Genomic DNA, 14073 nt, shown 5'->3' with positions numbered 1-14073 from the left:
ACCCGAGACGTTTTCGTCCCCGTGTGCGAACGTGCCCAACGCTACCATGGATGCCGCGAGACTCCACGAGTACACCGAGGACATGAGCAGTGCGCTCTCCATCGACGAGGTGGACGAACCCCAGATAACGCGGTCGAACGGCGTCGTCATCGAGGTGGACGGCGCGGGGTGGTGCCAGACGGACAACCACGTCATCGAGGGGATGTGGGAGCAGTACATGCCACAGGACCTCCCGATGACGCTCGGCCACGAGAACGCCGGGACCGTCGTCGAGGTCGGCGAGGAGGTGACGACGGTGTCGGAGGGCGACCAGGTCATCTGCCACCCCGTCGTCCCCTGTGGGAAGTGTCGCCCCTGCCGGCAGGGCGAGGACATGTACTGCGAGAACGTCGAGTTCCCCGGCCTCTCGCGCGACGGCGGGTTCGCAGAGCAGTTGCTCACCGGCGAACGGTCGGTCATCCCGCTCCCCGACGGCGTCGACCCGGCCGAGATAGCGCCGCACGCCGACGCGGGCATCACGGCCTACCACGCGGTGAAGAAGGCGGTCCGGGAACTCGTCCCCGGCGACTACGCCGTCGTCGTGGGCGTCGGCGGCCTCGGGCACATCGGCCTGCAGTGTCTCGACGCGATGAGCGCCGCCAAAGTCGTCGCCCTCGACGTGAAGGAGGAGGCCCGGTCGCTCGCCGAGGACCTCGGGGCGGCCCACACGTTCGACCCGAGCAGCGACGACGTGGCCGCCGAACTGGAGTCGCTCACGGACGGGCGGATGGCCCCGCAGGTCCTCGACTTCGTCGGGGCGGACTCGACGCTCTCGATGGCCCCGGACATCGTCTCGGCGGGCGGCGACCACCACGTCATCGGCTACGGCGGGCACGTCCACGAACCGGCGCAGGCGCTGGTCAATGGCGAGTTCTCGTTCAAGGGGACGCTCGTCGGCCAGTACACGGAACTGCAGGAACTCGTCGCCCTCGTCGAGAGCGGCGAGGTCGAACTGCGCACCTCGCGTTACTCGCTGGACGAGGTGAACGACGTGGCCGAGGCCCTCGAACACGGTGAAATCGAGGGACGGGCCGTCATCGTCCCGTAGGGCGACTACCTCCGAAGGACCGTGACGTGGTCGCTCAGGCGTGCCCAGTCGCGTGTCCCCCGGGCGAGGTCGAACGTCATCACGACGAACGCCCCGACCAGTGCGAGGGCGAACGCGAGGGCGCCGGCGGTGCTCAGGGTGGAGACGCCGGCCAGTTCCCCGAGGAGGATGGCGGCGATACTCAGAATCTGGACGGTCGCTGCGGACTCGACGTGTGTCATGCGTTCAGATTTATTCTCCGTACGGATAAGGTCCGCGCGAGACGGGGCGTCACGCTCCGTACTCACGCGTGACGGCCTACCGTGTTACCAAGACTCACTTCCGAACCCTCACCACACCCCCGCCCCAACGGCGGGGTATGAACGTCGACGAATCACGGCTGCGGGCGGACATCGAACGGACCGGCGAGTTCGGAGCGGTCGACGGGCCCGGCCACGGCCGGACCGTCACGACGGGGAGCGAGGCCAACCGCGAGGCGCGCGAGTACCTCGTCGAGCGACTGGCGGCGGCGGGACTCGACGTTCGGGTCGACGCGGTGGGGAACGTCGCCGGACGGTGGACGCCCGAGAGCGCCGACCCGGCGGCCGCACCCGTCGCTGCGGGGAGCCACCTCGACTCCGTCCCCGAGGGCGGCATCTTCGACGGACCGCTCGGCGTCTACGCCGCCCTCGAAGCCGTCCGCGCGATGCAGGCGGCGGACGCCCGCCCCGAACGCCCGATCGAGGTGGTCTCGTTCACTGAGGAGGAGGGCACGACGTTCGCCTCCGGTCTGCTCGGGTCGTCAGTGGCGAGCGGTTCCCGGTCGGTCGAGGACGCCCTCGCCCTCACGGATGACGAGGGGAGGACGCTCGACGAGGCACTCGCGGACATCGGCTTCCGCGGGGAGGGGCGACTCGGCGCGGGCGCGTGGGACGCGTGGCTCGAACTCCACGTCGAACAGCACACCGAACTGGAGTCCACGGGGACGCAGGTGGGCGTCGTCACCGACATCACGGGTATCACGCACTGTGAGGCGGTCGTGGCGGGCGAGGCGAACCACGCGGGCGCGACGCCCATGGGTCGCGACCAGCGGACGGACGCGCTGGCGGCGGCGAGCGAGTTCGTCCTCGACGTCGAGGCGCGCGCCGAGGAACTGGCGCGAGAGGACCCGGCGGCGGTCGGTACCGTCGGGTCACTCTCCGTCGCCCCGAACGCGACGAACGTCGTTCCCGGTCGCGTCGAGATGGGCGTCGACGTCAGAAGCACGGACTACGAGTCGATGAACGCGCTCTGTGCGGGGGCGCGCGAGGACCTCGCGCGCCTCGAATCGGCGCGTGGCGTCGAGACGACGTTCGAGCGGGGGTTCGACCTCGAACCGACGCCGATGGCCGAACGCTGTCTAACCGCGGCGGAGGCGGCGGGCGAACGCGCCGGTATCGGGACACGACGGATGCACTCCGGGGCCGCCCACGACACGATGTACGTCGCGGACGTCACCGACGCGGGGATGCTCTTCGCCCCCTCGCGCGACGGCCTCTCGCACACGCCCGGGGAGTGGACCGACTGGGCGGACTGTGCGGCCGCGACGCGCGTCCTCGCGGGAGCGCTCGCAGACCTCGCGGGCGCGGACTGAGAGACTCGGCCGCGAGTCGAACTCGTGACGGCGCGCGAAGGTTCAAGTACGGGACCGCGGCCAGTCCCGCCGTGACCTGACCGCCGTCGTGTGGTGTCCCGCGGGACACCCGTCCCGGACCGAGGCGAGACGACCCCTCTCGCCCCGGAGCGCGACGCACCACCACGCGACCCGCTCGCGTTCGAGCCGCGAGCACCCGCCGCCGCGTCGCCTGCCCGCCACTCACCCGCCAGCCCCGGCCACGGCTATTTCTCGCCGCGCGTCGAACGGCCCCCCATGAGCGACACCGACGTGGTACCCGAGCGCATCGAGCGGTTCGCGCGGCTGGTCGGCCCGCGGAGCGACGGCATCGTCGCGGAGATGGACGCCTACGCCGAGGAGACGGGGTTTCCGACCGTCGGCCCCGCCGTCGGCGGGTGGCTCCGCCTGCTCGCCCGGATGGTCGACGCCCGCCGGATCTTCGAGTTCGGCTCCGGGTTCGGCTACTCGGCGTACTGGTTCGCGGGCGCGCTCCCCGAGGACGGCGAGGTGGTGCTGACGGAGTTCGACGCCGAGAACTGCGAGCGCGCCGCCGACTACCTCTCGCGTGGCGGCTTCAGCGACCGGACGGTCATCGAGCAAGGTGACGCCCTCGACGTCGTCGAGTCGTACGACGGCCCCTTCGACGTGGTCCTCGTCGACAACGAGAAGGAGCGCTACGCGGAGGCCTTCGAGGCGGTCCGGGAGAAGGTCGCACCGGGTGGCGTGGTCGTCGCGGACAACGCGATGACCGCCGGGCCGATGGACTTCGACGCGCTCGTCGAACTCGTCGCGGGGGAGGACATCGAGACGACCGACGCTACGCGCGGCGTCGCGGAGTACCTCGCGGCTGTCCACAACGCAGACGAGTTCGAGACGGGGCTGCTTCCGGTCGGCGAGGGGGTTGCAGTAAGTCATCGGCTCGCACGGAATCCGTAACAAAGGTTAGTACGGGACCCGCCGATGTGTGTGTATGCCAGGAGGCACCGATATGACACTCCGGCCGTTCCTGTGGCGGGCAGAACGGCTCTACCCAGACACGGAAATCGTCTCGCGTACCTCGGAGGGTATCGAACGGTACACCTACGCAGAGTACGGCGACCGCGTCTGCCAGCTGGCGAACGCGCTGGCCGACCTCGGCATCGAGGAGGGCGACCGCGTGGGGACGTTCTGCTGGAACCACCACCGGCACTTCGAGTCGTACTTCGCCGCCCCGTCGATGGGGGCACAGCTCCACACCATCAACCCCCTGCTCCCCGCCGAGCACATCCAGTACATCGTCGGGAACGCGGAGGACAAGGTCCTGTTCGTCGACCCGTCGCTCCTCGAGGCGTTGGAACCCGCCGTCCAGTCCCCCGAGTTCGACCAGGTGAAACGGTACGTCGTGATGGCCAGCGAGGTGCCCGAGACGGACCTCGACGCCGTCTCCTACGAGGCGTTCATCGAGGGCCACGACACCGAGTTCGACTGGCCTGACGTGAGTCAGGACCAGCCCGCGGGGATGTGCTACACCTCCGGTACCACGGGCAAACCGAAGGGCGTCGAGTACACCCAGCAGATGCTCTGGGCGCACACGATGGAGTCGCTCTCACCGCAGGGCATCCCGATGGCCGACGACGACGTCGTCATGCCCGTCGTGCCGATGTTCCACGTCAACGCCTGGGGGATGCCGTTCACGGCCACCGCGGGAGGGTCGAAACAGGTCTACCCCGGACCCTCGCCGACCCCCGAGGACCTCGCGAAACTCATCGAGGAGGAGGGCGTCACGCTCACCGCGGGCGTCCCGACGGTGTGGCTCGGCCTGATGGACTACTGCAAGGAGAACGACGTCGACCTCTCGGCGCTCGAACGGGTCATCGTCGGCGGGTCGGCCGCCCCCAAGTCGATGATCCGCTGGTTCAACGACCAGGGCGTCGAGGTGCTCCACGCGTGGGGCATGACGGAGATGTCGCCGATCGGTTCCGTCGCCCACCTCAAGAGCGACCTGGAGGACGCCGACGACTCGGTGAAAGTCGACAAACGGTCCAAGCAGGGCCTGATGGTCCCCGGACTGGAGTTCCGCGTCATCGACGACGACGGCGAGGAGATCGACTGGAACGGTGAGGACTTCGGCGAACTGTGGGTCCGCGGTCCCTCCGTCACGACGGAGTACTTCGCCCGCCCCGAGGCCAACGAGGAAGACTTCGAGGACGGGTGGCTGAAGACCGGCGACGTCGTGACCGTCGACGCGGACGGCTACCTGAAGATCGTCGACCGCGCGAAGGACGTCATCAAGTCCGGCGGCGAGTGGATTTCGAGCGTCGAACTGGAGAATTCCATCATGGCCCACGACGGCGTCGCGGAGGCCACCGTCATCGGCGTCCCCCACGAGAAGTGGCAAGAGCGGCCCGTCGCGTTCGTCGTGCCCGTCGAGGGCATCGACGAGGCCACGGTCGAGGAGGAGGTCATGGAGATGCTGAGCGAGGAGTACCCCAAGTGGTGGCTCCCCGACGACCTCGTCTTCATCGCCGAGGTGCCGAAGACCGCCACGGGCAAGTTCTCGAAGAAGGACCTGCGCGACGAGTACGCGGACGGCGACATGTTCGAGGGACAGGCACCCGAGGAAGCGGCCCCCGACGACGACTGAGTCGGTACAGTACGACCGCGGTCGGTGCCCCGACGGGGAGTGACGGACAACTGCTCTTCCGGGGCCACCGGTTCCACGAGTTTCTTTGGCGTTCCGTCCCAAGGGGGCGATAGCCATGGAGTTACTCGACGATTCGGTCGTCCCCGAGCACGCGCGGGCGGTCAAGCAGGAGGCCCGCGAGTTCGCACAGGAGCACATCGCGCCCGCGGCACAGGAGTACCACAACTCCGGGGAGTACCCGTGGGACATCCTCGAGGCGGGGATGGACGCCGGCCTCGTCGCACAGGACATCGGCGAGGAGTGGGGCGGTCGCGGCCTCGACCTCTACGAGATATTCGCCATCGCCGAGGAGTTCTACCGCGCGGACGCGGGCATCGGCCTGACGATGATGCTCGCCTCCTTCGGTGCCGAAATCGTCGAGGAGTACGGGAGCGAGGAGCAGAAAGAGGAGTTCCTCCGACCCGTCGCGGAGAACGAGCAGATCACCGGCCTCGCGGTCTCGGAACCCGACACCGGCAGCGACCTCGCGGGGATGACGACGAGCGCCGACCTCGACGAGGAGGCCGGCGAGTGGGTCATCAACGGCGAGAAGTACTGGATCGGCAACGCCGTCGAGGCCGACTGGGTCACCCTCTACGCCAAGACCGGCGACGGCGAGGACCGCTACTCGAACTACTCGATGTTCATCGTCCCGACCGACGCCCCCGGCTACGAGGCCGAGCACATCCCCGAGAAGATCGGGATGCGCGCCTCCAAGCAGGGCCACATCGTCTTCGACGACTGTCGAATCCCCGAGGAGAACCTCGTGGGCACCGAGGGCGCGGGCTTCTACATCCTCGCGGAGTTCTTCAACCACGGCCGCATCGTCGTCGGGGGCCACGGCCTCGGCCTCGCCGCGGCGGCCATCGAGGAGGCGTGGGAATTCACCCACGGGCGGCAGGCGTTCGGCCGCGACGTGAGCGACTTCCAGGCCGTCCAGCACATCCTCGCGGACATGCGCATGGAGTTCGAGGCCGCCCGCGCGCTCAACTGGCGGGCCGCCGAGAAGGTCGTCGAGAACGAGAACGGCGGGTTCTGGGCCGCGATGGCCAAGACGAAGTCCACCGAGGTGGCGAACTTCTGTGCCGAACGCGCCATGCAACTGCACGGCGGCCGGTCCATCCTGCAGGACCGGCGCATCTCGCGGGTCTACCGTGACGTGCGCATCCCGGTGGTGTACGAGGGGGCAAACGAGATCCAGCGCAACCTCATCTACCGGCAGGCGCAGTTCTAGACCCGTACCACCGCCACCGCCGGAAACTACTCCTTGCAGGCGTCCGACAGGGGAGGTATGCGCGCCTCGACACTCGTCATCGCCATCGGCGTCGTCCTGCTCGTGTTCCCCGAACCCGCGACCAGCGGCCTCGGCCTCCTGCTCATCCTCGTCGGCCTGCTGATGCGCTTCGTCTGAGCGCGGGCCGACCCCCGATTCAGAACCCCTCGCGCAGGAACGTCCCCTCGGGCGGGAACAGCGCCGCCAGCGTCTCCGCGGCACCCTCGTCCTCGACCGACAGGTCCCCGTACAGCCGCGCGTCCTCGACGGCGTGATAGCCGACTGCCACCTGCGAGAGCGTCCCGACGTCGACCCGGACGTCGGGGGCCCCGTCGGTCCGTTCGCAGGTCGCCCGTCCGTCCTCGACGGCCAGTCGGAAGGTGCCGTCGTTCCACTCAACGAGGTCGTCGCCGACGGCGAGCGTGACGGTCCCCGTGGCTTCCTCGGGGTACGAGAGGGCGTCGAGCGCTCGCTCGACGTCCACGAGTCGGCTCATCGGGCCGGGCTTGACCTCCACCTCGACGCCGCGGGGGTCCGAGACGAGGTCCTGCAGAGTGGTGTCGACCGGCCCGTACAGTCTCACGCGCTTCACCTGCGAGTCGTGGTACCGGCAGAACCGGAGGAGTTCGAGGCGTGCCTCGTGGTCCGCGGCGCACAGTTCGTTGACCCGCATCGTTCGGCCCTCGGCCTCGTCGTCGTCTTGCACGTCGTAGACGAGGTAGCCTCGGAGGTCGCCGTCGCGTTCCCACCCGTAGGCGTACGGCTCCGCCTCCCACCACGTGAGGACGCGCTTTCGCCACCACTCCTCGGTGCGGTGCATCGACAGCCCGCGGTCGTTGGCGGCGCGGTACACCGTCTCCATCGCCTTCCAGTCGTCGCCCGAGAGTTCGCGGTACCGCCCGGTTCCCTCGCCGGGGGGTTCGACGCCGTCCACGAACGACAGCGCGTCGGGGTCGAAGGTGGTCTCCGCGTACCGCGAGGTGGTCGCCCAGCCGAACTTCCGGTAGAAGGCGTACTCGAAGGGCCACAGCGCGGAGAGGTAGTGCTCGCGCTCGCGGTACTCCGCGAGGGACTCGGCGAGCAACCGACGGACGAGTCCCCGCCGTCGGTTCTGCGGGGGTGTCGAGACGGCCGACAGACCGCCGACGCCGTGTGGCTCCCCGCGCACGTCGAGGGTGAACCAGTGGTGGCGGCCGGTCGCGAGGAGTTCGTCTCCGTCGTAGATGCCGCGGGGGTCGCCCGGCTGGGCGGGTTTCGGTTCCTCGTCGTCCTCCTCGGGGTCGTAGCGCTCGGTGGGGCGGAAGGCGTAGGTGAGGAGGCGGCGGAACTCGTCGCGGTCCGACTCGGGGACGGGGCGGTAGTCGGGCATACCCGACCATTCCGGTCGGCCCGGTTAACTCCATCCCCGCCCGGTCAGGACGTGGCACGTCGGGTGACGGGGACGGCGGCGAAGTCGGCCGGTCCGGCGCGCTACAGGTCGCTCTCGCCGACCAGCAGGCGATAGCTCTCCAGCGTTCCGGCCATCCCCGTCGCCCCGTCGTCCGCCTTCGACTCCTCGCCGTAGGTGACCCACGCCGTCCCGCCCTCGTGGTGGGTGTAGCTGTACATCTCGAAGGCGTCGGCGGTTTCGACGACCACGTCGATGACCGCGTCCTCGTCGGGGTCCGGGCCGAGAATCGCCGTCCGCGTCCCCTCGTCGTGGTCCATCACCCACACCGCGACCACCTCCTCGCGGTCGAACAGCAGGTCGCGGGCGTCCTCCTCGCTCAGCGGGCCGTCGGGCCAGCCGTCGGCGGGTTCGGGTTCCATGCCCATGGGAGTCGGTAGGGGCGGCCCGCACTTAGCGCCGCGGCAAGCGGAAGCCGTCGCCCGCCCGGAACGGTCGGCCACCCCGGTCCGGTGCACCCGTTTATGTCGTGCGGGGGAGACGTCACGGTATGGCCGACATCGACCTCACCCTCGTCGACCGGGGGCGCGTCCACGCCGACATGAACTTCGTCGTCGACGGACACAGCGTGGCGACCTACTCCAACCAGAAGCCCGAACACGACTACGTCGAGTTCGCCGTCTGGAACCTCGTCATCGAGACGGCGGAAGCCACGGTACTGTGGGACACGGGGTCGCACCCGGAGGCGGGCGACGGCTACTGGCCCGCCCCCCTGTTCGACGCCTTCGCGCACGTCGACGCGGCCGACCACCACCTTCCCGACGACCTGGCGGGCGTGGGCTACTCCATCGACGACATCGACGCCGTCGTGATGAGCCACCTCCACCTCGACCACGCCGGGGGACTGGAGCACTTCGCGGGGACCGGGGTTCCGATATACGTCCACCGCGAGGAGTTGCCCTTCGCCTACTACAGCGCCACGACCACCGAGGGGTCCATCGCCTACCACGCGCCCGACTTCGACCACGACCTGAACTGGCAGGTGGTCCACGGCGACCGGACCGAACCGTTCCGCGGCGTCGAACTCCTCCACCTGCCGGGACACACCCCCGGCCTCATGGGCGCGCTAATCGACCGAGTCGACGGCCCGCCGGTCCTCGTCGTCGGCGACGAGGCGTACGTCGGCGCGAACTACGAGGACGGCCGACCGATGGCGACAGGACTGCTCTGGTCGAATCGCGACTGGCACGAGAGCCTCCAGTACGCCCGCGACATCGAACGCCGCCACGACGCGACGGTGTTACTGGGCCACGACCTCGACCGGTTCGAGCAGTTACAGGGCGAACTGTAGCGCTCAGGCGGACGCAGCGTCCGTCCCCGCCGCCTCGCTCGCCTCGCCGGGGTCGTCGCCGGCGAACCGCTCGTAGAGGCGCGCCCACACCACCAGCGCGGGCGGGAGGACGAGCAGCGACGTGAGGTAGGCGTACAGAATCGAGAGCGCCGTCAGCACGCCGAACTGCCCGAGGATGGGCGTGATGGCGAGGACGAGGACGCCGATGCCCGTCACCGTCGTGAGCATGCTCCCCGTGAGCGCCCCGCCCGTCCCCTGTACAGTGCGTTCGAGCGCCGGGAACAGCGGGCGCTCCTCGTACTCGTCGGCGAAGCGGTGGACGACGTGGACGGAGTAGTCGATGCCGAGACCGATGGTGATAGAGAGGATGGTCGCCGTCAGCGCGTTGAACGGGATGCCGAAGTAGCGCATCGACCCCGCGAGCAGTGCGAGCGTGACGACGATGGGCACGAGGTTGACGATGCCGAGCGTGCCGTACCCCGTGATGAGCCGGTAGATGGCGACGAGGAACCCCGCCGTCAGCGCCAGCGCGATGACGAGGCTCCGGAGCGCCGACGCGAAGATGGTGTCGGAGACGGCCTGGAAGACGATGGTCTGGCCCGTCGCCGTCGCCGGGTAGCGGAACCGGTCGGCGATGGCTTCGCCGTCGGCTGTCAGTTCCGCTTGCTCCACGTCGCCCTCAGCGGTGTACACCACCTGCGCGCTCCGGTGGTCCTCGGCGAGGTACCGTTCGGCCTGCGCGCCCGCGGGCGAGGACTCGAGGGCGGCGTACACCTCCCCGAGGTTGTCGTCGGGGATGCCGTCGCCGTCGCGGTCGTTCCGGTCGACCAGCGCGCGGAACTCGGGGTCCTGTGCCGCGTAGCTCTGGATGACGGTGACGATGCTCTGGGACTGAGCGCGCCGGTCGGTGACGACGAACGAGTCCGGCGGGTCCGCGCCCGCCCGGTGTATCATCTCCAGAGAGGTGTCGCGCTCCATCGGTCCCTCGACGTACACCGTCACGGACTGCTGGTTGCCCGACTCGAAGTTCTCCGAGAGGAAGTTGAGGTCCGCCGTAGCGCTGTACTCGCCGGGCGCGAGCGGTTCGGGCAGGCGGTCGAGGTACGCGGGCGTCTCCTCGGGCGGGAGGAAGTCCTCCTGCTGGAAGCTGGTGGAGATGCCCGTCGCGTAGACGCCCGCCCCCGCCGACCCGACGAGGACGAGGACGAGAAAGAGCACGGGCGCGCGCCGCCCGATTGCGACGCCGCCGGTGAGGACCCGTCCGAGCAGCGACCCCTCCTCCCCGAGGGGTGTCTGCCCGATGCGGGGGATGCCGCGCGCCTCCCGTAGCTGGTCGGTGTAGAGTTTCGCCGCGGGGAGGAAGACGCCGAAGACGAGGAACGTGAACGTGATGCCGACGGCGGCGACGAACCCGAAGTCCTTGATGGGGCCGAGCGAACTCGTCAGGTTGGCCGCGAAGCCGATGACCGTCGTGCCCGTCACGAGGAAGAACGCGACGAGCAGTTGGCGGAGGGTGACCCGCATCGAGGTGACCATGTCCTCGTGCTGGAGTTCCTCCCGGTAGCGGTTGACGGCGTGGATGCCGAAATCGATGCCCACCGCCAGCAGCAGCGGCGGGACGGCGATGAGCATCTGGGAGAACGGGATTCCGACGAGGCCCATGAACCCGAACGTCCAGACGATGGCCATGACCAGCGAGACGACGCCCAGCAGGAGGTCCACGGGGTCGCGGTAGGCCACGACGAGAAAGAGGAGGATGAACAGCGAGGCGGCGGGGACGACGATGGCCAGCGAGTCGAAGATGACGCGGCCGAACTCGTCGTTGATGATGCCCGACCCGAACACCTCGATGGTCGGCGCGGTGGCGCTCACGACGTGCTGTGCCTCTAGCTGGATGGTCGTGACCGTGTCCGCGCCGCCACCGCCGGGGCCGCCACCGCCGCCACCGCCGGAGTCGCCGGGAATCGAGTGGGAGACGGACCCGATGGCGGCGCTGGCCGTCGCCGCCTGTGCGTTGAAGTCAGTCGAGACGGTGCTGTCGAAGCCGGGGCGGGCGGCCAACTGCTGGACGGCGGCGTCTATCTCGCCGGGCGTCGCCCCCTCGACGGCCCGAATCTGCGCGTCGAGCGTCGTCGCGTCGGGGTCGAGTTGCCGGGCGACGCTCTGGGCGGCGCTGCTCGTCCCAACCACCCGGAGGTCCTCGCGGTCGCTGAGCGCGCGCTGTGCCTCCAGCATCCGCAACAGGGCGGGTTTGGCGAGCACGTTCTGTTCGCGCTGGATGAGCGAGGTGCCCGCGGTGCCGGGGGCGAAACTCGGCGAGAACTCGCGGTTGACGTCCTCGAAGGCCTGCTGGGCGGGCACGTCGCTCGTGAACTGATCGGTCCCGGAGTCGGTCGAGATGTTCCCGAGGCCGGCACCGAAGACGACGGTCAACAGGAGGAACGCGACCACCACGGTCCGCGTGTGCTCGATGACGACATCGTCGACGCGTTCGACGACCCGTTCGACGGTTTCGTTCGTCATCTACCGTCGGGAGACGACGACGTAGCCGACGCCGAGCATGAGCAGGGTCAGGAGGCCGACGGGGAGCCACCCGACCTGGAGGAGGCCCCCGTCCTCGCTCTCCGCGACCTGCACGGGGACGCGGTAGGTGTCCGAGAGCAGGGTGTCGCCGTCGGCGTCGTCGTACTGGAAGTCCACCGAGACGGGATAGGTCTTCGCCGCGGCCCCACCCGCGGCGCTGATGGTGAACTGCACGTCGGCGGACTCGCCGGGGTCGAGGCCGGTGACGAACGCCTCGTCGTCGCTCACCGAGATGGGGTCGTCGCCGAACAGTTTCGCCGAGATGCCGGTGAGCCGCTCGTCGCCGTTGTTGGTCACGCGGAGGGTGACCTGCGTTGTTCCGCCGGCGGTGACGGTGGCGTTGACGGGTTCGACGGTGAACTCGTCACGGGCGGGACCGACCTCGCCGCGGACGTACAGCGGGTCGGACTGCTTGGTCGTCCCGTCCCGACCCTCGTAGCGCACCTGGACGGTGAACTGTCGGGGGGCGGCGCCCGCGCCGTCGGCGACGGACACGTCGTAGCTGAACTCCGTGCCCTCGCCCGGACGCAGTGTCCCGACGGCGTACTCCGTCTCGCTCACGTCGAGCGACCGGGAGGAGGGCTGGAGCACCAGCACCGCGTTCTCGGCCGTGTTCGGCCCGCGGTTGACGAGGGTGCCCTCGATGGTGCCGTCCTCGCCGACCCGCAGGGAGATGGCCGCGTTCACCACGTCGAAGTCCTGTTCCCCGTCGGGCGTGATGCCCGTCGTCAGCGTGTCGGACTGACCCTTCACGCCGTCGCTCGTCGTGTAGTCGACGGTGAGGTCCACCGCGTAGGCGCGCCGTTCGGCGGTGGGCGCGGTGGTCGCCTCGACGGTGAAGCGTTTGGTCTCGCCGGGGGCCCAGTCGCCGACGAACACGCGGGCGCTCTGTGCCCCGCCGAAGGTCAGCGCCGCGTTGGGCGAGTTGACCGTCACCGCCGCCCGGGAGAGGTCCTGCGACCCCGCGTTGCGGAGCGTGTACGTCACGTTGCCCGTGTCGCCGACGTTCACCGAGGAGGTGACGTTCACCACCTCGACGTCGAAACGCTGGCTGTCGCTCGGCGTGACCCCCGCCGTGAGCGGCGAGGACCGCGCCTGCTGGCCCTCCGGCGTCGTGTAGTTCACCGTGAGGTCGACGGCGTACGAGCGGTCCTCCGCGCCGGGCGCGAGGGTCCCGTCGACGGTGATGCGCTTTCGCTCGCCGGGGACCCACTCGCCGACGAACACCCGGGCGGTGGGTGCGCCGCCGAAGGTGAGCGCCGCGTTCGACGACTGGAGGGCGACGGCGGCGTCCGTCACCGTCTCGCTGCCCGTGTTCTCGACGACGAACGTCACGTCGCCCGACTCGCCGGGGGCCACGTCGGACTCCACGTCCACGATCTCGAAGTCGGCGCTCTCCTCGACGGTGACCTCGACAGTCATCCGTTCGGTCCGGGTCCGCGTCTCCCGGTCGCCGTCGCTCGCGTCGTACTCGCTCGTGTGGCGGTACTCGACGACCACGCTCACCTCGTAGGTGCCCGGTTCGGCGTCCTCGTCGACCCGGACCTGGAAGGGGACCTGCGGCGTCGCTCCGTCGGGAACCGTCCCGAGCGAGACGGTCCCGGTCTGGACCGTCAGCGGGGCGTCCTCGGCCTCCAGTCGCGCCTCCACGCCGCGTGCGGTGGTCACTTCGCGTTCGACCTGCGGGTTGCTCGCGCCGTCGGTGATGCGACCCGTGTTCGAGAGCGTCACCTGTAGCGCGGCGGTCTGTCCGGCCCGCACGCGGCCGTCCGCGACGGACGCCGAGAAGTCGGGGCGACCCTCCGCGTCGGTGTCCGCCGTCGGCGTCGTGGGCTGGTTGCCGCCACCCGCCGTCTGCGCGACGACGGACTCGCCTGCCCCCCCGACCGCGAGAACGGGCGCGGCCCCGGAGACCAGCACGCAGCACACCACGACCACCGTCAGAACGAGGTTCCGCGCCGTCACCACCACCCACCACGGTGGTGCTCCACTGTTGTCATTGTCCTACAAACAGGCCCCAGCCGCTTAAACGGTCGTGAATCGATGAGGAGTTCTCGAGAGTTTGTCACTCAGGCTGAAGGACGTCGAGCGCGTGGC

General features: G+C 69.5%; 12 protein-coding genes. 7 read left to right on the top strand and 5 right to left on the bottom strand.

Annotated elements, in window-relative coordinates; translation table 11 throughout:
• The first annotated feature begins 46 nt into the window (after positions 1-46).
• Positions 47-1087, top strand: a complete 1041-nt coding sequence (locus NKG96_RS07070) for an NAD(P)-dependent alcohol dehydrogenase (RefSeq protein ID WP_254537812.1) — start codon at positions 47-49, stop codon at positions 1085-1087.
• Positions 1088-1092: 5 nt separating this feature from the next.
• Here NKG96_RS07070 and NKG96_RS07065 read toward each other — a convergent pair whose 3' ends face one another.
• Positions 1093-1308, bottom strand: coding sequence for a hypothetical protein (locus tag NKG96_RS07065; protein WP_254537811.1), 216 nt, complete (start codon positions 1306-1308; stop codon positions 1093-1095).
• 137 nt (positions 1309-1445) lie between these two features.
• Here NKG96_RS07065 and NKG96_RS07060 point away from each other — a divergent pair, with 137 nt between their 5' ends.
• From NKG96_RS07060 to NKG96_RS21150, 5 genes are all read left to right on the top strand, one after another.
• Positions 1446-2699 carry a M20 family metallo-hydrolase gene (locus tag NKG96_RS07060; protein WP_254537810.1) on the top strand — a complete coding sequence of 418 codons (1254 nt, stop codon included), beginning with the start codon at positions 1446-1448 and terminating at the stop codon, positions 2697-2699.
• A 276-nt stretch (positions 2700-2975) separates the two neighbouring features.
• Positions 2976-3656: an O-methyltransferase gene (locus tag NKG96_RS07055; protein ID WP_254537809.1), complete on the top strand. Its 681-nt coding sequence runs from the start codon at positions 2976-2978 to the stop codon at positions 3654-3656.
• Positions 3657-3690: 34 nt separating this feature from the next.
• Positions 3691-5343, top strand: a complete 1653-nt coding sequence (locus NKG96_RS07050; RefSeq protein ID WP_254537808.1) for a long-chain fatty acid--CoA ligase — start codon at positions 3691-3693, stop codon at positions 5341-5343.
• 115 nt (positions 5344-5458) lie between these two features.
• Positions 5459-6616 (top strand): acyl-CoA dehydrogenase family protein, encoded by a 1158-nt coding sequence (locus tag NKG96_RS07045; protein WP_254537807.1) that lies wholly within the window; start codon positions 5459-5461, stop codon positions 6614-6616.
• A 57-nt stretch (positions 6617-6673) separates the two neighbouring features.
• Positions 6674-6793, top strand: a complete 120-nt coding sequence (locus tag NKG96_RS21150; RefSeq protein ID WP_438267403.1) for a transporter — start codon at positions 6674-6676, stop codon at positions 6791-6793.
• Positions 6794-6812: 19 nt separating this feature from the next.
• Here the strand turns inward: NKG96_RS21150 and NKG96_RS07040 are convergent, their stop codons facing one another.
• Both NKG96_RS07040 and NKG96_RS07035 read right to left on the bottom strand, forming a co-directional pair.
• Complete coding sequence (locus NKG96_RS07040; RefSeq protein WP_254537806.1) at positions 6813-8024, bottom strand: GNAT family N-acetyltransferase; 1212 nt, start codon at positions 8022-8024, stop codon at positions 6813-6815.
• 101 nt (positions 8025-8125) lie between these two features.
• Positions 8126-8470: a hypothetical protein gene (locus NKG96_RS07035; protein WP_368409288.1), complete on the bottom strand. Its 345-nt coding sequence runs from the start codon at positions 8468-8470 to the stop codon at positions 8126-8128.
• Positions 8471-8592: 122 nt separating this feature from the next.
• Here NKG96_RS07035 and NKG96_RS07030 point away from each other — a divergent pair, with 122 nt between their 5' ends.
• Positions 8593-9393, top strand: a complete 801-nt coding sequence (locus tag NKG96_RS07030; protein WP_254537805.1) for an N-acyl homoserine lactonase family protein — start codon at positions 8593-8595, stop codon at positions 9391-9393.
• A 3-nt stretch (positions 9394-9396) separates the two neighbouring features.
• Here NKG96_RS07030 and NKG96_RS07025 read toward each other — a convergent pair whose 3' ends face one another.
• Positions 9397-11916: an efflux RND transporter permease subunit gene (locus tag NKG96_RS07025; protein WP_254537804.1), complete on the bottom strand. Its 2520-nt coding sequence runs from the start codon at positions 11914-11916 to the stop codon at positions 9397-9399.
• Positions 11917-13944, bottom strand: a complete 2028-nt coding sequence (locus NKG96_RS07020; protein ID WP_254537803.1) for a COG1361 S-layer family protein — start codon at positions 13942-13944, stop codon at positions 11917-11919.
• Positions 13945-14073 lie beyond the last annotated feature (129 nt).

The sequence above is a fragment of the Halomarina litorea genome, assembly GCF_024227715.1.
GTDB classification, from domain to species: Archaea; Halobacteriota; Halobacteria; order Halobacteriales; family Haloarculaceae; genus Halomarina; species Halomarina litorea.
Note: the sequence above shows the minus strand (reverse complement) of the source record. Positions and strands in the feature narration are given on the sequence as shown.